General features: G+C 72.6%; 16 protein-coding genes. 5 read left to right on the forward strand and 11 right to left on the reverse strand.

Annotation, left to right across the window (positions count from 1 at the left end; translation table 11 throughout):
• Positions 1-2: 2 nt before the first annotated feature.
• From ABZS58_RS38530 to ABZS58_RS38540, 3 genes are read right to left on the reverse strand one after another with little or no spacing between them, the layout of a single operon-like run.
• Positions 3-1,922, reverse strand: coding sequence for a dynamin family protein (locus tag ABZS58_RS38530; RefSeq protein ID WP_354788450.1), 1,920 nt, complete (start codon positions 1,920-1,922; stop codon positions 3-5).
• Positions 1,919-2,758 (reverse strand): nucleotide exchange factor GrpE, encoded by an 840-nt coding sequence (gene grpE / locus ABZS58_RS38535; RefSeq protein ID WP_354788451.1) that lies wholly within the window; start codon positions 2,756-2,758, stop codon positions 1,919-1,921. The genes ABZS58_RS38530 and grpE overlap by 4 nt, the downstream gene beginning before the upstream one ends.
• A gap of 25 nt (positions 2,759-2,783) precedes the next feature.
• The gene (locus tag ABZS58_RS38540) at positions 2,784-4,295 is read right to left on the reverse strand and encodes a dynamin family protein (protein WP_354788453.1); all 1,512 of its coding nucleotides are present in this window, start codon (positions 4,293-4,295) and stop codon (positions 2,784-2,786) included.
• 277 nt (positions 4,296-4,572) lie between these two features.
• Here ABZS58_RS38540 and ABZS58_RS38545 point away from each other — a divergent pair, with 277 nt between their 5' ends.
• Both ABZS58_RS38545 and ABZS58_RS38550 read left to right on the forward strand, forming a co-directional pair.
• On the forward strand, positions 4,573-7,113 hold the full coding sequence (locus tag ABZS58_RS38545) for a LuxR C-terminal-related transcriptional regulator (protein ID WP_354788455.1): 2,541 nt from the start codon (positions 4,573-4,575) through the stop codon (positions 7,111-7,113).
• A gap of 16 nt (positions 7,114-7,129) precedes the next feature.
• Complete coding sequence (locus ABZS58_RS38550) at positions 7,130-7,771, forward strand: LuxR family transcriptional regulator (RefSeq protein ID WP_354788456.1); 642 nt, start codon at positions 7,130-7,132, stop codon at positions 7,769-7,771.
• A gap of 34 nt (positions 7,772-7,805) precedes the next feature.
• Here ABZS58_RS38550 and ABZS58_RS38555 read toward each other — a convergent pair whose 3' ends face one another.
• The 6 genes from ABZS58_RS38555 to ABZS58_RS38580 form a co-directional block, all read right to left on the reverse strand.
• Positions 7,806-9,098 (reverse strand): rod shape-determining protein MreC, encoded by a 1,293-nt coding sequence (locus ABZS58_RS38555; protein WP_354788457.1) that lies wholly within the window; start codon positions 9,096-9,098, stop codon positions 7,806-7,808.
• On the reverse strand, positions 9,091-9,612 hold the full coding sequence (locus ABZS58_RS38560) for a SigE family RNA polymerase sigma factor (protein WP_354788458.1): 522 nt from the start codon (positions 9,610-9,612) through the stop codon (positions 9,091-9,093). The genes ABZS58_RS38555 and ABZS58_RS38560 overlap by 8 nt, the downstream gene beginning before the upstream one ends.
• Positions 9,613-10,185: 573 nt before the next feature.
• Positions 10,186-10,920: a lysophospholipid acyltransferase family protein gene (locus ABZS58_RS38565; protein ID WP_354788511.1), complete on the reverse strand. Its 735-nt coding sequence runs from the start codon at positions 10,918-10,920 to the stop codon at positions 10,186-10,188.
• 532 nt (positions 10,921-11,452) lie between these two features.
• Positions 11,453-12,265, reverse strand: a complete 813-nt coding sequence (locus ABZS58_RS38570; RefSeq protein WP_354788460.1) for a hypothetical protein — start codon at positions 12,263-12,265, stop codon at positions 11,453-11,455.
• A 94-nt stretch (positions 12,266-12,359) separates the two neighbouring features.
• A complete protein-coding gene (locus ABZS58_RS38575) occupies positions 12,360-12,761 on the reverse strand; it encodes a hypothetical protein (protein ID WP_354788462.1) in 402 nt (133 codons plus the stop codon).
• Positions 12,758-13,018: a hypothetical protein gene (locus ABZS58_RS38580; protein ID WP_354788464.1), complete on the reverse strand. Its 261-nt coding sequence runs from the start codon at positions 13,016-13,018 to the stop codon at positions 12,758-12,760. Before ABZS58_RS38580 ends, ABZS58_RS38575 begins: the two co-directional genes overlap by 4 nt.
• A gap of 255 nt (positions 13,019-13,273) precedes the next feature.
• On the opposite strand from ABZS58_RS38580, the gene ABZS58_RS38585 reads away from it, so the two are divergent.
• The gene (locus tag ABZS58_RS38585) at positions 13,274-14,089 is read left to right on the forward strand and encodes a transglutaminase-like domain-containing protein (RefSeq protein ID WP_354788466.1); all 816 of its coding nucleotides are present in this window, start codon (positions 13,274-13,276) and stop codon (positions 14,087-14,089) included.
• Between the two features lie 357 nt (positions 14,090-14,446).
• On the opposite strand, the gene ABZS58_RS38590 is transcribed toward ABZS58_RS38585, so the two are convergent.
• Complete coding sequence (locus ABZS58_RS38590; protein WP_354788468.1) at positions 14,447-16,030, reverse strand: erythromycin esterase family protein; 1,584 nt, start codon at positions 16,028-16,030, stop codon at positions 14,447-14,449.
• A gap of 61 nt (positions 16,031-16,091) precedes the next feature.
• On the opposite strand from ABZS58_RS38590, the gene ABZS58_RS38595 reads away from it, so the two are divergent.
• Together ABZS58_RS38595 and ABZS58_RS38600 are read left to right on the forward strand one after the other, a co-directional pair.
• On the forward strand, positions 16,092-16,805 hold the full coding sequence (locus tag ABZS58_RS38595; protein WP_354788469.1) for a TioE family transcriptional regulator: 714 nt from the start codon (positions 16,092-16,094) through the stop codon (positions 16,803-16,805).
• A 357-nt stretch (positions 16,806-17,162) separates the two neighbouring features.
• Positions 17,163-17,834 (forward strand): class I SAM-dependent methyltransferase, encoded by a 672-nt coding sequence (locus ABZS58_RS38600; protein WP_354788471.1) that lies wholly within the window; start codon positions 17,163-17,165, stop codon positions 17,832-17,834.
• A 69-nt stretch (positions 17,835-17,903) separates the two neighbouring features.
• Here the strand turns inward: ABZS58_RS38600 and ABZS58_RS38605 are convergent, their stop codons facing one another.
• Positions 17,904-20,192: an ATP-binding domain-containing protein gene (locus ABZS58_RS38605; RefSeq protein WP_354788473.1), complete on the reverse strand. Its 2,289-nt coding sequence runs from the start codon at positions 20,190-20,192 to the stop codon at positions 17,904-17,906.
• Between the last annotated feature and the right edge of the window lie 94 nt (positions 20,193-20,286).

Here is a 20,286-nt window from a genome sequence, read left to right on the forward strand (position 1 = left end):
CCTTACGCTTCGGCCGGTGCGTCGGCCGCGTCCGCAGGTGCGTTCGGCGCCAGTGCTCGTACCCGGACGAGGACCTCGTCAACCTGTTTGATGCGGGCCCGCAGGCCTTCCCGTTCGGTGTTCAGCGCCGCCTTGCGCTTCGCCCGCTCCGCCTTGTCCTCCGCGAGGGACTTGTCGATGTTGGCGATGTGCGCGTCGAGCTGCTTGAGCCGCCGCTCGATCGCCTCGTCGAGGGCGAGGGTCAGCGCGTACTGCAGGTCCGTGAACCGGTGCATGATCTCGTCGGCGAGCGCGGCGCGGGCCTCGCCGAGGACCTCCCGCAGCCACGCCCTGGTCGCGACCTTGTCCGTCATGCTCTTCCGCTTGAAGATCATGTACGCGCCGGCGGCGAGACCGAGACCGATACCGATGACGGGGATGACGAGACCCGCGCCGGCGACCCCGGCGAGACCGATCGCGCCGGCACCGGCCATCGCGCCGCGGCCGGCCATCATCGCCATACCCGCCGAGGACATGACGACCATCGCGCCGTCGCCGCCGCCGCCGTCCCGGCGGGGTTTCGTGCCCAGCGCGTGGCGGAGCTTCGCGTTGAGCTGCCGCAGCACGTGCTGCAGCTCGTTGGGGTGGAACACCTGCGCGAGGACCCGCTCACCGACCTTGCGGAACCGGAACTCCAGGTCGTGCGACAGCCGCACCGACAGGGCGTAGAGGGCCTTGTCGACCTCGGCGGGCAGGTCGTTGATGTCGCCGCGGCCGCCCTTGTCGATCTTCTCCATGAACTGTTCCTGCAGCTGCGTCATGTACGAGCGCAGCCGCGTCGTCGCCTCCACCCGGGCCCGCTGGGTCTCCGTGGACAGCGCCAGGGACCACTGCCGGGACTCGGTGCGTTTGCGGGTGGCGACCTGGGCGCGTTCCTCCTTGGCGCGTTCGGCGTCCTTCGGGTCCGGGTCGGTCGCCTTCATCCGGTCGCCGAGCTCCTGGTCGACGCGGATGTACTCGGAGCGTACCGACCGCAGCACGTTCGCCTGCTGCAGCAGGTGCCCCTTCTTCGCCAGGTCGATGAGGGCGTGCTGCAGCTCCGCGATCCGTGACTCGCGGATCAGCTCACCGGCGGCCTCCTTCGGCAGCGTCATCGCCAGCTCCGCGAGGCGCGCCGACACCGGGAACCACGGCGCGGACCCGAAGCGGGGCGCGTGCGTCTGCAGCTGCCCCTTGTTGTCGGCGAGGATCGTGCGCCAGCCCGGGTACGCGTCGACCTTCGTCAACGCGAACAACACGAAGTTGACCTTCTTGCTGGCCTCGATGAGGAAGTTCATCTCCGGCTTGGAGAACGGCGAGGACGAGTCGACGACGAACAGCAGCGCCGTGGCCCGCTCCACGGCGTCCATGGCGACCTCGACGTGCATCGAGTCCAGGCCGCCGGTGCCGGGGGTGTCGGTGAGCGTCAGGTACTGCAGCAGCGGCGCCGAATGGTGCACCTCGATCCGGCGTGGCGGGCGCATCCCGTCGGGGAGCCGGCCCAGGACGGTGCCCCAGTCGCGCAGGTCGCTGAGGTTGATCGGGATCGGGTCCTCACGGCCCGGCACGTACGCGCGGGCGCCGTGCTGCTGGTTGTGCGTGAACTCCAGGTACGACGCGGTCGCGACGGCCGCGTCGACCGGCGACAGGTTCGGCACCCCCATGAGCATGTTCGTGAGGCTGCTCTTGCCGCGTTTCGTCTCACCGACGACGACGATCCGGGGGCGTTGCACGTCCCGGCGGCGTTCGGTGTCGACGTCCGCGGCCGCGTCCGGGTCGATCTTGCGCAGGTACGCCAGGGAACCGTCGACGCCGGCCTTCAGCAGCTTGCCGAGGGCCGCCTCGGGACTCGGCGGTTTCGGTTTGCCGTTCGCGGGCGGAGCCGCGTTCTCGGTCGAGGTCATCGTGGCTGCTCTCTGCGCGGTTGCGGGCTGGACGTGTGCTGCGGCGGCTGCTGAGCGTGCTGATGGGCGGGCTGGGCGACCGTCGGGTGGGCGCCGGTCGGGCCGCCCGGGTTGCGGGCCGCCTGGTAGACGGTGACGATCGGGGCACGCAGCACCCGGCCGTCCCGGTCGAGGTAGCCGGGGACCTCGACCGCGGCGATCGACCCGATCAGCGCCGGGTCCGCGGACGGTGCCGCGCCGCCGGCCTCGTGGTGCGCCGGGTCGAACCGGGCCCCGGTCGGCTCCAGGGTCGTGACCCCGGCCTCCGCGAGGGCGGCGCCGAGCCGGTCACCGAGCGCCTTGGACGTGACCCGGTCCCGGACGTAGATGCACGCCTGCACGAGCGCGCGCCGGTCCTGGTCGGCGGGGCCGGTGCCGTTGCCGCGGGCGGCGACGGGGACCTGCACCTGGCGGGGCCCGCCCCGCGTGGACAGCAGCAGGAGCAGCAGCAGGGCCGCGCCGACGAGGAGCGCACCGACGAACGCGGTCGCCGCCGCGGTCACCCCGAACGGCTCCTGCGCCGTGCACGCCGGTGTCGCCGCCTGCACGACGGCAGCGGCGGCGGTGGTCGGCTGCTGCTTCGGCGGCTGCTCGGGGGCGCCGCCACCACCGACGGGGTCACCGATGCCGGCGCCGCCGTTCGCGGTGGCCGGCGCGGTCGTGGCGGTGGTCGACACCGGCTGCGCCGGGCAGTCGGGGGCACCGCTGATCAGACCGGTCGCGGCGCCGGTGAGCACAGCGACGATCAGGGCAACAGCCACGGCGACGAGACGCAGGCCGTTGGAGGACGAGAACATTCCCGGCTCCCGGGGGTAGGTGCCTTCAGTTGACACGGGCTTGGCCACGGATACGTTGCGACAGCAGGTAGAAACCGCGGTGCGCGACGAGCGCGACCCGCGACTGGGACGGGCTGGCACCGGCGACGGCGTAGGCGCGCCAGCGGGTCGCGGCGTCCAACGCTGCCCGGACCATCTGGTCACGGTCGGATCCCTGCAGGTTCAGGATCCAGCCGGGGTCGTTGGACAGGGCGAGGCGGGTCAGTTCGCCTTCCATCTGGTCCGGGAGGTCGACGGCGCCGGTCGTGACGAGCTGCGCGACCTCGAGCAGCCGCAGCCGGTGCGACTCCGGCTGCTGCAGGACCCGTTCGATCGCGTCGCGGAGCAGCTCCCGGTCGTGCGGGCGCTCGGCGTGGCTGGCGATCTTCTCCAGGCTCGACAGTGCCCACCCGGCCTTGATCGCGTCGGTCCGCCACCGGAACGCGTGGTCGAGGGTCTGCCGCAGGCGCGGGAACCCGGACGCCTGGAACAGCATCCGGACGAGCTCACCGGTGGCGAGGGTCGGCTTGTTGACCAGCTGCGCGATCGCGAACGAGATCCCGTACAGGTCGAGCAGGCGCAGCAGCCGCTCCCGCGACTCGCGGGTGATCCCGCACTCACGGGTCGTGAACAGGTCGACGGACGCGAGCAGGACGGTGCGTTCCCCGGCGGGGAGCGCGGCGAGCTGCCGCAGCGCCTCACAGTCCGCCGCCGTCAACCGGCCCGCCTCCGTCGTCTCGGCGAGCAGCCCGACGACCGGCACCACATCGGAGACCACCCGGCGCAGGACCTTCGACTGGTCCGAGGCGAGGGGCGCGACGATCGGCCACGGGTCCTGACCGCCGCCGGCGAGCTTGTCGACCTTGTTGAACAGGCCGAGGGAGTTGATCGGGTTGCTGGACAGGCGGGCGGAGATCGACCGGAACGCCTCCAGGGCCTGCACGTCGTCCTCACGCACCGACTGCGTGAACACGTAGATGATCGCCTCGGCGCCGGACAGGGCACCGGCGGAGTCGGAGTCGAGGTCGTCGTCGATCGGCGCCTCGGAGAACAGGAACCGGCGCGCCTGGTCCGACACGGACGTGTTCGCGCTGGACAGGCCGGGCGTGTCGACGACGGTCAGGTCCCGCAGGTGGTCGCTGGTCAGGGTCACGTCGACGTAGGCGACGTCGTGACGGGCGACGCCGAGCCGCTGCGGGATCATCCCGGCCTCGTCGAGGGGGAGACTGACCCGGGCACCGTTGCGTTTGACGACGTCGACCCGGTCGGAGGTGCCGTACCGGAACTGGGTCACGATACGGGTGCACTCACCGACCTCCGTCGGCGCGACCCGCCGGCCGATGAGCGCGTTGACGAGCGTGGACTTGCCGGACTTGAGCCGGCCCGCGATCGCGACCCGCAGCGGCTCGCCGAGCCTGCGGCGCACGTCGACGACCTGCGTCTGGGCGCCGCCGCCGAGCCGGTTGCCGACCTCGGCGCACAGGTCCGCGACCCGGGAACTGAGTGGTCCTGGAGCCACGTCGTCAGCCCCGGACCACGCGCAGGCCGAGCCCGGTGCGGGAGCCCGTGTGGCCCGGAAGGTCAGATACGTGCCCCGGGAGACTGATCACCGACTGCGCGAGGCCGATGTGTTCGGCCAGAATGCCGACGTACCCTCGGGGTTCCAAGGGGTGGTCCTCGCTCATTACTCGCTCCCGGGTGGAATCAGACCGTCATGTCACGCACGTACGGCACACACACTACGAATATCCTGCGCGCGCAGGATCCCATGTTCGTGCCACGAATGGAGGCGAGAAGTGCCTGAGGCACCGACTGACGAGCCGGTCGCCGGAGCCGTACCCGCTGGGCCGCCGGCCGGCGCGACGGCCGGCCGGGCGACGGTGGGTGCCGCCGCGTGGCCGCCCGCCGACCTGGTCGCCGCGGCGGTCGACGCCCTGCGTAACCCCGGTCTGGTGGTCATCGCGGGGGCGCCCGGCACGGGCCGCTCCACGGTGCTCAAGCGCCTCGGTGAGACGTTCCGCGGGTCCGTGTTCGCCGGTGGTGCCCTGGCGATGCTGCGTGGCGTGCCCGCCCTGCCGCTGTCGCGGGCGGTGCGGGTGCGGCTGCCGTCACATGAGGCGCCGCTGCTCGCCGAGGCCGTCCGGTCCCGGGTCCGTCACGGTCTGCTCCTCCTCGACGACCTGCAGTGGGCGGATCCGCTGACGATCGCCGCGCTCCCGGCGATCGCGGAACACTGTCGGATAGCCGTCACGTTGCGCACACCGCACCGGCTGCCCGGCGACGCCGAACAGGTGCTACGCGCCGCCGCGACCGCGTGGCTGAACGTGCCGGCGATGCCCGCCGGCGCCGCCGCCGCGCTCGTGCGGCAGATCGCGCCCGGCGCCACCACGACCGTCGTCGCCGACGTCGTCCGCCGCGCCGGCGGCGTGCCCCTCGCCGTGTCCGCGATCGCGAAACACGTCGCGCAGGGCGGCACCCCCCTCGACTCCGACAAGGGCCTCGCGTACACGGTCGCCGGCGCCCTCGCCGACCTCAACCGTCCCGCGCGTACCGCGATGGCCGCCCTCGGCCTCCTCGGCCGCCCGGTCACCGCCACCGTCCTCGGCGAGGGCATCGCCGAGCTCACCGCGACCGGCCTGGTCGAGGTCGACGACGCCGGTGTCGCCGCGCCGGTGTCGCCGTACACCGCCGAGGTCGCCGCGGGTCTGCTCGAACCCGCCGAGCGGGTCGCGTTGCACCGCCGGCTCGCCGGGCTCGTCCCGCCGCGTGAGGCGGCCCGGCACCTCGCCGCCGCCCGCGCCGCGGGCGACGCGTACCAGGTCGCGGTCCGCGCCGCCCGCGGCGCCGCGTCCACCGGCGAACGCGCCGAACTGCTGCTGCTCGCCTGCGACCTGCCCGGCGTCACCGCGGCCGCCGACGTGCGTCTGGACGCCGCGCGGGCCGCGCTCGCCGCCGGCCGGCCCGGCTCGTGCCTGCGGGTCCTGGACGCCGCCGCCGTCGACGACCCCGCGATCGGCGCCGTCGGCGCGGTCCTGCGCGGTGAGGCACTCCTGCAGCAGGGCAACCCGGCCGCCGCCGGCGAAGCCGTGTCCACCGTCGGTGACGACGCCGCCGGTGACGTGATCGGCGCCCGCGACCGGGTGCAGCTGCTCGCGACCCTGTCCAGGGACCCCGACGCGGCCCTGACCCGCGCCGAGGAGCTCCTCCGCGTGCACGGCGAGGCACCCGCCCACCCGGGGCTACGCGCCGCGATCGCCGCCGTCCGCGCCGGCACCCGCCGCCCCGGCTGGGAATACGGGCTCGCGTCCGCGGCGTCCGCGGCAGGGCAGGCCGGTGACGTCCTCGCCGCCCGCTGGTCCGCGTGGCTGCTCGTGGAGACCCTCACCGCCGACGCCCGCCTCACCGAAGCGTCCAACGCCGCCGCAGCCGCCGCCGCGGCGTGCGCGGGGGACCTCGCGTACTCGTGGCAGACCCGGTTCATCGCCGCGCAACTGTGGTGCGACGCGCTGCGCGGCGAGGAGATCGACGAGGTCGTCCGCCGCGCCGGTGACCTCACCGACCGCACCCTCCCGGCCGTCGCCCGCGGGTACGCGGTCGCCGCCGCCAGCCTCGCCGAGGCCGACGGCGGTCTCCTCGCCCCCGCCCGGGCCCGCCTCGAAGCCCTCACCGGCCGCCCGTCCTCGACCGGCCCGGTCCTGGACTGGGTCACCCGCGAGGCCGCCTGGCTCGACGGACAACCCGACCATGCCATCGGAGCGATCGGGGAGCTGTCCGCCCCGCCGCTGGTGGACGGGCTGCGGCGGATCACCGCCCGGTGGGCCGCGTACGACGCCGGGGACAGCGCGTTCGTCGCCGGCGACGCCGGCGACCGGCCCCTCGCCGCAGTCGCCGCGACCCTCGACGCGTGGAAGGCCCCGGACCAGTTCACGGCCGCGGCCGCCGCCTGGCGGGACCTCGCCCGCCGCGAAGAGGTCCGCTGCCTGCTCGCCCAGGGCATCCTCGAAGAGGACGCCGAACGCGCCGTCCCCGCGCTGCTGGAAGCCGAACGCCTCGCCGAGGAAGCCGGCCTCGTCGTGCTGCTGGGCCGGACCCGGCGGGCGCTGCGCCGCCACGCGATCCGCCGCGACACCCGCGGCCGCCGCGCCGGCGACGACCTCACCGACCGGGAACGCGACGTGCTGCGCCTCGTCGCCAACGGCGAACCGACCCGCCGCATCGCCGGTCAGCTCGGCATCTCCCGCGAGACCGTCGAAACGCACATCCGCTCCGGCATGCGGAAGCTCGGCGCCCGCACCCGCACCGAAGCCGCCGCACTTGCTATCGAGGAGCTTGGATGAGTAACGGTGTGGTCTTGTGCGTGAGGGCCTGCGCACCGCATCGTTGGCGGATGACACCCGCTGCACCGACCCGACCCACCGGCTGCGTAACCGGTCTGGGCCGCTGATGGCGGGCGACCCCGCACTCGCACCCCGCTACGTCGTCGCGTCCGGCGGCGACGCCACCAGCGTGCTGCGCCGCCTCGCCCGGGCCGGCTGGAGCACCCGGGAAGGGTTCGCGCTCACCGACCAGGCCTGGGACGTCTCCGACGCGCGCCTCGCCCTGTACGGACGCGTCACCGAGGCCGACACCGCCGAGCTCGCGCTGCTCGCCGCCGCCCGCGGCGCCGGGATCGTCGCCATCTGCGACGCCGGCGGCGACATCGGCCGGGCGCTGCTCGCCGACCTCGCCCGGATCGGCCCCGTCACCACCGACCCCGACGCGGACCTCGGCACCACCCCCGAACCGGACAGCGGCGGCCCCACCCTCGCCCCCGAACAACGCGCCCTGCTCGAACGCCTCGCCGGCGGCGAGACGATCGCCGCCGCCGCGGCCGCGGAGTTCCTGTCGCTGCGCACCGCGAACCGGCGCATCGCCGAGGCCCGCGAAGCCCTCGGCGTCCGCACCACCCGCGAAGCGGTCCTCGCCTACCTGCGCATCAAACGCGAAGGCGGCTGACCTACCGGACCAGACCCGCGTGCGCTTTTAGGCGTCAGCAATCGCCGCCAGTGGACGACGTCATGATTGACACTTCGCGCACGTGAGTGAGGTCAACCGTCGGTGTCAGCTCCACGCTGCTGGCTTCCAACGCCTTGTCCGAGGAAGCTCGTCCAACCGTGACAGCGCCGACCTGGTCATTCGGCTGGCACGGATCCGGCATCACAACACGATTTCCCACATGCACCGTATACACCTTGTCACCTGTCGGCATGCGCTCCATGACGAGGCTCGTGCCGGTGCCCCGCACCGAGCCCGGCACATCGCTGATGTTGGTGTACGCCGGGCCGGCGAATCCGGTACTGGTCACCAGGTCAATGGTCGCTTCGCCACGTGGGACGTCAACCGTGGTCACGCGTCCGACCAGACCCTCGGTCACAACAGCGAGCTGGCCTCGCCGCACCGCCTGGATCTGCTGGACAGCCACAACGATCTGCTTGCCGGTTGCAGCCACCACCTTGCCCGGCACCCCTCGCGCGTCGCCGTCGGCACCGCCGTCGCCTAGCACCTCGAACACCTTCGTCATCTTGGCCAGCGGTCGATTCGGCTTGACAAATCCGGAGATGGTCGTTGATTGCGCTGTCGCGATCAGCGGGAACCCCTGGACAACAAGGCGGCTGGTCGGCGCGTCGGGATCGCCGATCATCTCATCGTCGATGACCGTGTTTGAGACTCGCACTGTGGTGACGCCTGGCATGGCGACAGCGATGGCGTAGGTACCAAAATCATCCGTGCTGACTGCTCCGACCGGTCCGGTCAACCGGGGACTGACCAGGCTGATCACCTGCGTCGTGACGGGGTCGGGTGCGGGCCGATCCGCCCGGAGCCGCAACGCCTTGGCCGCGCTCACATCACTGGTGAAGAACGCCAACCGCGCGGCACCCTGCTTGTCGTAACCCTGCAAGACTGCGATCGAGTGCAATTGCTGGTCATTCCGCATTGCGACGAAAGCCCGGACAGCGGTGTGCGGCCCTCCTGTCCCGGCAGCATCCCAGACGTCCGTGGCCTCCTGTACCAGACCGGCATCGACGTCACCGACAGCAGACCAGCCCAGGAACGGGCCGTCCGGGGGTGGCGCAGCAAGCTGTGGCGCCGAGCCGAATCCGACCACCCTGAACATGCTCACCAGCACTGCCACGCACACGGCGGCCGCCGCACCGGCGGTCACACGCCGCCGCCGACGAAGCCGACGTGACCGCCGCATGACCTTGTCAACGTAGCCCTCGACAGGTTTCACCGGCTCGGCCAGGGCAGCGAGGCGGTCACGCAACTCTGTCTGGCTATGCATACCGCACCTCGTGTTCAGCTGTGGCGTCGACCTCGACCCAACGCTGGCGCAGCGTCCGCAGGCCCCTGGACGAAAGACTCTTGACCGTGCCCACCGAACAGCCCAACGCCAGCGCCGCGTCCTGCTCGGACAGGTCTGCATAGAAGCGCAGGACGACCGCGGCACGCTGTCGTGCCGGCAGAGCATCCAGCGCCCGGCGGAGCCAGTCCCGCTGCTCGACCCCCACGTACTCGTCCCGGGCCTGCCTTTCCACCAGCCTGCTGAAGGGCTGCTCCCACCAGGCCCGGCGGCGCCGCGCGCTGAGGTAGGTATTGATCAAGGTCCGTTGCACATAGTTGTCGATCCCCTCGGACCGCTGCAGACGCGACCACACCACAACTGTCTTCGCCAACGTGGTCTGCACCAGGTCTTCGGCCCGGCCGGCATCCCCACAGAGCAGAAAGGCCTCACGAAGCAAGCGACCGTAGCTAGCCCTGACGAAGGCTGTCACCCCCTCGTCGTCCTGGCTGCGCATGCTTCCTCACCATCCTCGCCAACATCGTCATAGCAGCTACCTACGCTGTGACCGCATTGAAACGTTGCCGCCAGAAAGAAGTTTCTCGTCCAATTTGCCGATCATGTTGTGGATCCGGCGGCAGCAACACGGGACGACTGCCGCGTTTCGAACACCGATCGCGGCGGCGAACGGACCGGCCCGGTCGCGTCGCGACCTGAGCCGGGGTTCTCCGCGAACCAGGCCGTCAGTTGACGCTTTCGCCCCGAGCTGTATCTCTTCCCGTAGAGCCCGGCGGCCGCGGCGCGCGGTGGACCTCAGACGTGAGCGGCGACCCACAAGAGCAGCCGCCGCTCACGAAGACGTCGATCAGCTGCCTGCCGAGACGACAACCTCAGTTCTTAGCGTTGTTTCTGGTCTGGAAACTATGGACGGGCCCAGCTGCCGCAGGTACGCCATCGACGAACAGCAGGTGCCGTAGTCGTCGATCGACAGCCGCACCCCCAGCCGGACACCGGGGGAGCGGTCCGGGCGCCGTCGGCACAGCCGCACGGTCACCGCCGGCCGGGCCGGCCGACGTCGACAGGAGGGTCCTCAGCGGGCCGGCCGGTGGCGGCGCTGCGTCGACAGGGGACGGACCGGGTCCACGTACCGGGGCAGTCTCGGCTCCGCCGTCCGCAGACCGACCAGTTCGGCGGTGATCGCGTCGATGATCCGGTCCGTGGCGCGTTGCGCCGCACCCGGCGAGTCCGGGTCCAGGTCCGACAGGTCCACCGGCGGGCCGAAGTGCACCCGCACGACCGGGCGGCGCAGCAGCGACCGGCCCAGCGTCCGCACCGTCGGCCCGAACCCGCCCCACGCCGCGACCTCGTGCGCGCCCCACTGCGCGACCGGGACCACCGGCACCCGGGCCCGCAACGCGATCCGCGCCATGCCCGTCTTCCCGCGCTCCGGCCACATCCCGGGGTCGAGCGTGATCCTGCCCTCCGGGTAGCCCAGGACGTGCGACCCGTCGGTGAGCGCGTCGGCGACCACGTCGACGGCGGCGCCGACGTCCGCCTGCCGCCGGTTGATCCTGATGTGCCCGGCGGCCCGCATCACCGACCCGATCACCGGCGCCCGGAACAGGCCACCGGTCGCCATCAGCCGCGGCGCCAGCCGCGCCACCCGGCACGCCGCGCTGATCGCCACCGGGTCGAACGGCCCGATGTGGTTCGCGGCGAAGATCACCGCCCCGCGCCGCAGCTCGTCCGGCACATCACCGGTGACCCGCAGCCGCGCCACCGGCCGCACGACCTCCCGGGCCACGACGAGCAGGAACCGCCACATGCGGGGTGCCCGCCACGGCTGCGCACCCGCGGTGTGCTGTTCTGCCGCGGGGTCCGCCGCGCGCTGCTCCACGTCCGTCATACCCCGCCGCCGTCAGGTCCCGCCAATCAACTCAGGAACCGTAACGCCACGCGGCCCAGACGCAAATGCCCAGGCTTCTATCGTTGTCCCGGTCCGTGCTTGTTCCGGTCTGCAGTGGCGGCGCAGCCAGGACCGGACAGTACGGCCGGGTCCGGGTAGTGCGCGACGCCCTACCGACATCCGCCACGATGACCGGCACCGCGCACGTCGCCGTCTCCCGGATGATGGGCCTCGTCGTGGTCGCCCACCGGAGCACCACGCAGACCCACCGGGTCCGCGCACGTGGTCGGACACGCCGACGTTCCCACGCAGCGAGACGCACCTCGCCTCGCTGCGCTTGCCGGGTCCGGCTGGTCGCCCCGGCCCGCGCACGACTGGTCCCGCAGGTCCCCGCAAGGCTCCATCGACGGCCCTCCGGCACGCGTCCGGAACCCGGCAGGGACCGCTCGAGCTACTCGGCCTCGCGGAGCTCGGCCAGGCGCGCCTCTATCTCCGCCAGCTCCGCCCGCAGCCGCTCAGCCTGCGACTCGGCCTCAGCGCGGGCGGCGGACACGATCTCCTCGACCGCCTCGTGGACGCCGGGGACGTCGAGCATCCCGACCATCTTCAGCGCCTCGCTGGCCTTGATGACATACGGCTTCGCCAGGGACTTCGCCCCCTGGTTGGCGGCGACGGTCCACTCACCGTCGGCATACGCCAGGGTCACGGTCAGCCCGGCCGGGGCCTTCGGCTTCGCCGCCGCCTTCTTCGCCGGGGTCGCCCGCGGTGCCGGCACCCCCGGCTCGCGCGCCGGCTCCTTGTCCTTGGCGGTCTCCTTCACGTCGTCCTTGGCCGCCGGCGCGGACGACACGGACGGCGCAGCGGCCGCGTCGGAAGGCGCGGGGGAGCCGGCCGGAGCGCCCGCGGCGGGCTCGGTGCCGCCGGGAGCGGCGTCGGTGGGCTGCTCGACGGTGGACGACGCGGCCACGGGGGTCTCCTCACGAGGTGCTGGAACGATCGGGGTGCGACGCGCCGGCGCCGCCTTCGGAGCGAGCTTCAGGTCGGCGGGGGAGAAGGGCAGCTCGTCCCGGCCGAACCGGACGACCACCCACTCCTCGGACAATTCGGGGTCGGTCAACTGCACGACCTGCCCCAGCTGCCCGGCGATCTGGCCGGCAGCCTCCGTGAACACGACCTTCGGTTTCCGGCCGGCCGCGAGGGTGTCCCGGATCTGCTCCAGTTCCACCGTCGACAAGCCTCCGGCCGCGGTCCGCGCGGCTGCCATCGCACCCCTCCTTTATCGAACATGTGTACGGGAACGTTCTACCAGTCGGGTCTGACATTTCGAACGCGACACACCGTACGACAATGATCAAGGATTACGGCAGCTCGTCGATCTCCGCATACGGATCGAGGGTCCGCAGCACGTCCGGCCGGTCGGTGACGATGGCCCAACCGGGCCGGGCCTGCGCACGGCGTACCACATGAGCGGCGGCAATCAACGCCGGACCGCCGTCACCGGAGAACAGCACACCGCTGTCGACGGCGTCCGCGGCGGTCAGGTCGTCCACGACCACCACCGGCAGGCTCAGCAGCACCTTGAGCACGTCATAGTCCTTCGGGGACGTCTGCGCCCACGCCTCGGCGAGCGCCGCCGCCGGCACCGCGAGGACCACACCCTGGTCCACCGCGTGCCACACGATCGCCGAGCTGTACGGCGTCCCGGCCACGAACCCCAGAATCGCCGAACTGTCCAGGATGCGGCCGCCGACCGCGGTCACGACACCGGCCCGGCTGGTGCCACCCCCAGCACCTCACGCGCCCACGCGTGGTGCTCCGGGTCCATGCGCACCCCGCGCCGCGCGAACAGTTCGTTGAGCGCCATCAGCGCACGGTCCCGGGCCAGCCGCCCGCGGACCGCCTCGGCGACATACGCCGACACCGACTCCGCGCCGCCGGCGTCCACGAACCGCCGCACCGCGGCGGCCTCATCGGCGGGCATGGTCACCGTGACCCGCTCCTTGCGCACTTCACGCATACGTACACGGTAGCGGCCGCATACGCCGATCACCTAGCGTCGCGTCACCCGCACGAGGGACATTCCTGCTCAGCTGCGCCGATGTGGCACGCCCGTCCGGTGATTGGTCACCTTCCGTGACGCGTGTCCGCACCGGGAGATGTTTCAGGATGCGGCGGCGGTACCGCCGGACGCTGCCTGTCGATGTTCGATAATTTACATTATGTCAATCTGTCGGGCCGGGAAGTGTCGTACCCGGGCGGTAGCGTCTCGGGCATGACGGGGATCGACTACAGCGTTCCTGGACCACTCACCGACCTCACCACCGTGCCCGCCTCCGCCCTGGCCGGCGTGCCGTCCGACACGGCGGGCATCTGCGGGCTCGCGCACACGCTCGTCGTGCACCGGGACGAGACCGCCGGCCTCGAGTTGCCGCCCGAGCGGTTCGACGACGTCCAGGTGCGGCCCGCCGCCGGCATCGTCGCGGCGATCCTGCGCCTGGACGACGCGCCGTTGCACGTGCCCCGTCCGGCCGCGCGGCGGGTCGTCGGGACGTGCCGGGACTTCGTGGTGCTGACGGTGGCGCTGCTGCGGCTGCGCGGGATCCCGGCGCGGGCCAGGGCCGGGTTCGCCTCGTATTTCGTGGCCGGTCTCGGCCTGGACCACTGGGTCGCGGAGCACCGCGGCGGCGGCCGCTGGGTCCGCACCGACCCGCAGGTCATCGGTGGCACCGTCCTGCCACGCCCCGAGGACCTCACCGACGGCCTGTTCCTGACCGGCGGCGAGGCGTGGGCGGCGTGGCGGGAGGGCCACGCCGACGCGAAACGGTTCGGGGTGGCCGGCACCGAGAACTTCGGTCCCGCCGAGATCCAGGGCAACGCGGTGCGCGACCTGGCCGCGCTCAACAAGGTCGAGATGCTGCCGTGGGACGAGTGGGGCCGGATGGACGCCGCGTATCAGGGCGAGACCGGCGCCGACTACGACGACCTGATGGACCGCATCGCCGCGGTGACCGCCGGCGACGACACCGCGGCGGTCACCGACCTGTATGCGGACGAGCGGCTGCGGGTGCCGGATGCGCTGATCCGGTAACCGGTGGCGGGCGGCCGGGTTCGGCGCCTCCGGCTCCCCTGACCCGGAGGCCATGGGGGGACTTCAGACGGATAATTCGGGCGGGTCAGGGGCGGCCGCGGGTGGGCGCGTTGCGCCGGTCGGCGACGGGCACCGGCACTCCTCCCGCCGTTCCGGTTCCCGTTCGGTTTCTGGTTCCACGACTGACGGTGGTTCCACGACTGGCGCCGGCCCGCGTCCTGGGCGCTGCGCAGGCACCGGCGCTTGGCCTCCCGAGAGCGGGCCGGCGAGGTGTGCGGCCGCGCTGTGGTGTCGGGCGCTGCGCACAGCTGTGGCGCAGCGCTGGTGTGGCGCTGTGCCGGGCGATGCCGGTAGGGCCTACTCCCCTGGTGCGGCGGGTGGGCTGTCCTTGATGAAGACGACGCCGTCGTAGTTGGGCAGGTGCGCGGGGTCGAGCGGGGCGTAGCCGAACCAGGCGGACACGCGGGCGGCAGGTGGCGTGCCGCCGAACGCGTCGAGGAGGGTTCGGGGGGCGGTGACGCAGCGGTCGCCGGGCTGGGCGTAGAGGTGGCCTTCGACGGTGTCGGCGGGTGGGGTGCCGACGCCGTGGTGGTGGATGGTGCCGAGGGCGGTGAACAGGAACGCGTAGCCGCTCGGGCCGGGCTGCGTGACCCGGTCGTCGGCGGCTTCGGCCCGGGTCCGGCCGAGGTGGTCGGCAGACGCGGCCCGGCCGCCGGCTACGCCGAGCTGGGCCGGGTTGCCGGCTGCGCCCGGCGCGATCATGTTGCTGGGCAGGTTCCTGGCTGCGCCCGGCGCGGGCGGGTTGCCGGACGGATTGCTGGGCGGGTTGGTGGCTGCGCCGGGCGCGGGTGGGTCGCTGGGCGCGGCGATTGAGGACGGCTGCTCGACCAGGTCGCGGGTGGTGCCGAGGTTGGCGGCGTCGTCCGCGGTGCCGGGCAAGGAGGGCCGCCCGGGCCGCTCGCCGTCCGCGTCGTGATGGGCGCTGGGCCTGATCCGGTTGCTGGTGGCGCCGAGGTGGGCTTCGATGATGGCACCGGTGCTCCACCAGGTCAGGTGGTGGCCGCCGAGCTGCATGCTGGACTGGTCGCGTTGCAGGTGGGCGTTGTGGGCATGGACGAGGGCGGGGCCGCGTTCGGTGAGGGCGAGGAGGTTCCCGGCGAGGATCGCGCCGCGCAGAGCGACGAGGTGGGTGAGGCGGGCGGGTGTCGTGTCGGCCATCCAGTGGTGGTAGCGGAGCAGGCCGGTGGCGGTGCGGGCGTAGAGGCGGGCCCGGTCCCACCCGTCGCGGGTCGCGGTGGCGACGAGCGCCGGGGCGTGGGCGTCGAGGAGGGCGACCAGGTCGTCGCAGAGCAGGCGCAGCCGGGCGGCGTCGGGGGTGCGGCCGATGGACCGGGTCGGGTCCATGATGGCGGCCTGGTCCGTCCAGCGGGTGTCGTCGCCGAGGAGTTCGTCGAGTTCGGTGGCGGTGCAGGGCAGCAGGTCGGTGGGGACGGCCGCGGCGAGCAGGGTGTGCAGGGTGGTGACGGCCTCGCGGGGGGCGGCGGGGCCGGTGGTCAGTTCCAGCGGGCCGTCCAGGCCGGCGAAGCGGATCCGGTCCGGAAGCGGCCTGCCGGTGTTGTGGGCGCGTATCCAGGCGACCAGGTCGCGGTTGGGTGCGGCGGTCCCCCAGCCGTGGCTGAAGCCGGCCGTCATCACGTCGTCGAGGGTGCCGGGGCCGCCGGTGACGTAGTCGTCGACGACGAGGGCCTTCAGGCAGTCGCTCTCCACGGCGATGGTGCGGAACGGTGCCGGGTACGGGGAGGCTTCGACGAGCTGGCGGAAGAGGTCGTTGCGGACCTCGAGGAGGACGTCCTCGCCGTGGGTGGGTTCGCCGAGGGCCAGGACGAGCGGCTGGGCGGGCAGGAGACGGTGGACGGCGGCGGCGTCGACGGAGTCGGTCATTGCATCAACGGTATCGTTGAACCTTCGGTTGAAGGTCCGGCGCGGTAGTGGCGGGTGCGGGGTGGCAAAAGCTTCAAACACGGGAAACACGAGGAGACCTGTCGACCTGGCGCGGGCGCACGGGTTGTCGGCGCAGGCGGTCCGCAACTATGAGGCGGCCGGCATCCTGCCCGGGGCGGAGCGGACGCAGAGCGGGTATCGGGCGTACACGCCGGTCCACGCGGCGGCGCTCGACGCGTTCCTGGCGCTGGTGCCGGGGCACGGGCATCAGGCGGCGACGGCGATCATGCAGGCGGTGAACCGGGGCGATGTCGGGGACGCGTTGCGGCTCGTCGGCGAGGGGCATGTGCAGCTGCTCGACGACCGGCGGACGTTGCTGGCGGTCGAGGTGGCGACGAGCGGGTTGCGGCCGGTGGTGCAGGGGCGTGGGGACACGTTCGTCGGGCCGTTGTCGCGGCGGCTCGGAGTGCGGCCGGCGACGTTGCGGAAGTGGGAGCGGGCCGGGGTGGTGCGGCCGGGCCGGGACCCGCGGACGGGGTATCGCGTGTACAGCGCCGCCGACGTCCGGGACGCGTCGCTGGCGCACCAGTTGCGGCGGGGCGGGTATCTGCTGGAGCAGATCGCGCCGGTCATCGCGCAGGTCCGGTCTGCGGGTGGGGTCGCGCCGCTGGAGGCGATGCTGGGTGACTGGCGGGCCAGGCTGGAGGGCCGGAGCCGGGCGATGCTCGCCGGTGCGGCGGCGCTGCACGCGTACCTGCGACAGCTGGAGGGGTAGAGATCGAGCAGGTCTACCGGTGGACGTCCCGCTGCAGCGGGGTGCTGGTGAGGTGCCCGCCGGCGGCTGCGACCCGGTCGGGGTGATGCCGCTCCCCCGCCGGTGCCGTCGTCGGTGACCGCGACCCGTCAGGCGTCCCTCGGCCGCGCGGAGCGTGATGGTGGCGTGGCGGGTGATGTTCTGCAGGGCTTCGGCGATGGCTCACCGACCGTGGGATCGCGGAGCGGTTGACGTTGTCGGTGTAGCCGGTCGGCGCGCACATTCAGCGGATCTTCGGCCGGCTCGCGATCTCCGGCTCCCCGCATGACAATCGACGGGTGCGTGCCGTGCTGTCGTACCTGCGGGCCGGGTGACCGGATGGATGATCTTCAGCCGTTGCTGGACGGGCAGCTCAGGTACTACCGGGCGCGGGCACCGGAGTACGACGAGGTGTACGCGGAGCGGTCGTTCCGGTCCCTGACCGGTCTGGTCGACGACCTGCCGGTCGGTGGTGACGTCCTCGAGCTCGCCTGCGGCACCGGCCAGTGGACGGTCCGCCTGGCGAGGGCGGGACGCTCGCGGAGTCTGACCGCGGTCGACGGCGCGCCGGAGATGCTCGGCATCGCCCGTGGGCGTCTCGAAGCCGAGGGGCTCACGGCCACCTTTGAGGAGGCCGACCTCTTCACGTGGCGGCCGAGCAGACGGTACGACACCGTGTTCTTCGCGTTCTGGCTGTCGCATGTGCCCCCGGCGAGGTTCGCGGCGTTCTGGGCCATGCTCGCCGACGCGGTGGCCGGCGGCGGGCGGGTCGTGTTCGTCGACACCGACGCCGGGGAGCGGGCGAGTGAGCGGGCGGCGCCGGGCGGGCGGGACACGGTCCTGCGCAGGCTGCGTGACGGCAGCGAGCACGAGGTCGTGAAACTCTTCCACGACGCCGCCGGGCTCGCCGCGGAGCTGGCGAAACTGGGGTGGACCGCACAGGTGGACCCCACCGGCGAAGGGTTCATCAAGGGGGTTGCTACGCTCACGGACAGGTCGGCACGGGACTAGGCATCCTGGGCCGGCACCGGTTCGGTGAGCGTGCTGGAGTCCGACCCAACACGCTCCCACCGCAACTTTTCACATGCCGAGGACCGCGTGCAGCGAGTCCGGCAACACTCCCGGGTGCAGGACGCCGAGCCGCTGCGTGGCGCGGGTCAGCGCGACGTAGAGGTCGTTGGCGCCGCGCGGGGACTCCTCGACGATCCGGTCCGGGTCCACGACGATGACACCGTCGAACTCGAGGCCCTTGCACTGTTTCACGGTGAGGACGACGACCTTCGCGGCCAGCTCCGGCTCGTCGCCGACCGCCGCGTCGGGGAGGACCTTGAGGACCGCCGGCACCAGGTCCGCGAACGAACCCGCGGGCAGGATGATGCCGAGGCGTCCGTCCCCGGCCTCCAGGGCCTCCGCGGTCGCGGCCTCGGCGAGCGCCTCGGGCATCCGGGAGGACGCGACGCCGCGGAACCACGGGTCGACGCCGGCGGCGCGGACGGAGCGGGGTGGCTCCAGGTCGGGGTCGATGCCGGCGAGGACCCCGGCGGCGACCGCCATGATCTCCGTCGGGGTGCGGTAGTTGACGGTCAGCTCCCGCAGCCGCCAGCGGCCCGGCACGTACGGGTCGAGCGCTGACGCCCACGACGCGGCGCCGCCCAGGTCACCGGTCTGCGCGACGTCCCCGACGACGGTCATGGAGCGGGCCGGGCAGCGGCGCATCAGCAGCCGCCACGCCATCGGTGACAGCTCCTGCGCCTCGTCGACGATGACGTGGCCGAACGCCCATTTACGGTCGGCGGCGGCGCGTTCGGCCGGGGTGAGCGCGGAGCTCTCGTCCTGCCGTTCGGCGAGCCGGTCCGCTTCGAGGAGGTCGGTGACGGACAGCAGCTCCGGGTCGTCCTCGTCCTCGACGTCGATGGACCGGGACCCGAACGCGATCTCCAGGGCGCCCTCGGCGTAGGCGATCTGCCGTTTGCGTTGCCGTTCGGCGATGATCTCGCGGATCGTGTCGTCCTCGCCGAGCAGCTCCGCGGCCTCGTCCAGCAGCGGCACGTCGGCGGGTGTCCACCCTTGCCTGGCGGACCGTTTCAGCTCCGGTGGTGCGCCGGCCGCGGCGAGTCGTGGTGCGGAGGCGAACAGGCCGGCCACCAGCTGCTGCGGGGTGAGGATCGGCCACAGCCAGTCCAGGGCGCCGAGGACCTCGGCCTCGCCGCGCAGCTCCCGGCGGATCTCGGCGAGGTCGGCCTCGTCGAGGATCTGCGGGTCGCCGGGGGCGTCGTCGCCGCCGAGGGGGTCGTCGGCGTACGGGTCGATGCCGATCGTGTCCGCGACCAGCAGCGACAACGCGTGGATGATCTCGGTGTCGAAGACGGGCCGGGCGAGGTTGTGCAGCTTCCCGGACCGCCGGGCCTGGTCGCGGGCGTCGGCGATCACCTCCGGGTCGAGCATGACGGCGGCGCCGTCGAGGATGTCGAGGCGGATCGCGACCGCCTCGTCGGGGACCCGTTGGCGGTCCTGGACGGCGGTGGCGAGGACGTCGGCCATCGCCGCGCGGCCCTTGATCTCGGCGATGGTGGCGGGCTCGTCGGCGTGCGCGACGACGCCGGGGAACAGGTCGCCGAGGGTGCCGAGCAGGACGCCGGTCTCGGCGAGGGACGGCAGGACCTGCCCGATGTAGCGCAGGAACGTCGGGTTCGGGCCGACGATGAGCACGACCCGCGACGACAGCATCTGCCGGTGCGTGTACAGCAGGTAGGCGGCGCGGTGCAGGGCGACGGCGGTCTTGCCGGTGCCGGGGCCGCCCTGCACGACGAGGACCCCGCCGAGGTCGGCGCGGATCACGTGGTCCTGCTCGGCCTGGATGGTCTCGACGATGTCTTTCATCCGGCCGGTACGTGACGCGTTCAGCGCCGAGAGCAGGGCCGCTTCCCCGGCGACGCCGTCGTGGGCGCCGCGGCCGGTGTGGTGGGCCTCGTCGAGGTTGAGGACCTCGTCGTCGACGCCGGTGACGGTGCGTCGTTCGGTGCGGATGTGGCGGCGGCGCCGCACCCCCTCGGGTGCGGCGGCGGTGGCCAGGTAGAAGGGTCGCGATGCCGGTGCCCGCCAGTCGATGAGCAGCGGCTCGTAGTCGTTGTCCTCGTCGAAGATCCCGATCCGGCCGATGTACCGGGTCTCGTCGCCGTCTTCGAAGTCGAGCCGGCCGAAGCACAGGCCGTTCTCCACGGCGCTGTACTGGCCGAGCCGTTCGGTGTACAGCGCGGTCGCGGAGTCGCGGTGGGACCGGTCCGCCGGGGTCCCGCCCGTCTGCAGCAGCGCTCGTCGCAGTTGCCCGGAGGCGTCCTCCCGCAGCGTGTCGAGGTGCCCGTACAGCATCGTGAGATGCGCTTGCTCAGTTGCGAGCTCGGATGCGTCGGATGCGTCGGATGCGTTTGACAACCCGTCTCCAGTCGGCTAACATTTGGATCAG

This window comes from Dactylosporangium sp. NPDC005555 (assembly GCF_040605635.1).
In the GTDB taxonomy this organism is placed as follows: Bacteria; Actinomycetota; Actinomycetes; order Mycobacteriales; family Micromonosporaceae; genus Dactylosporangium.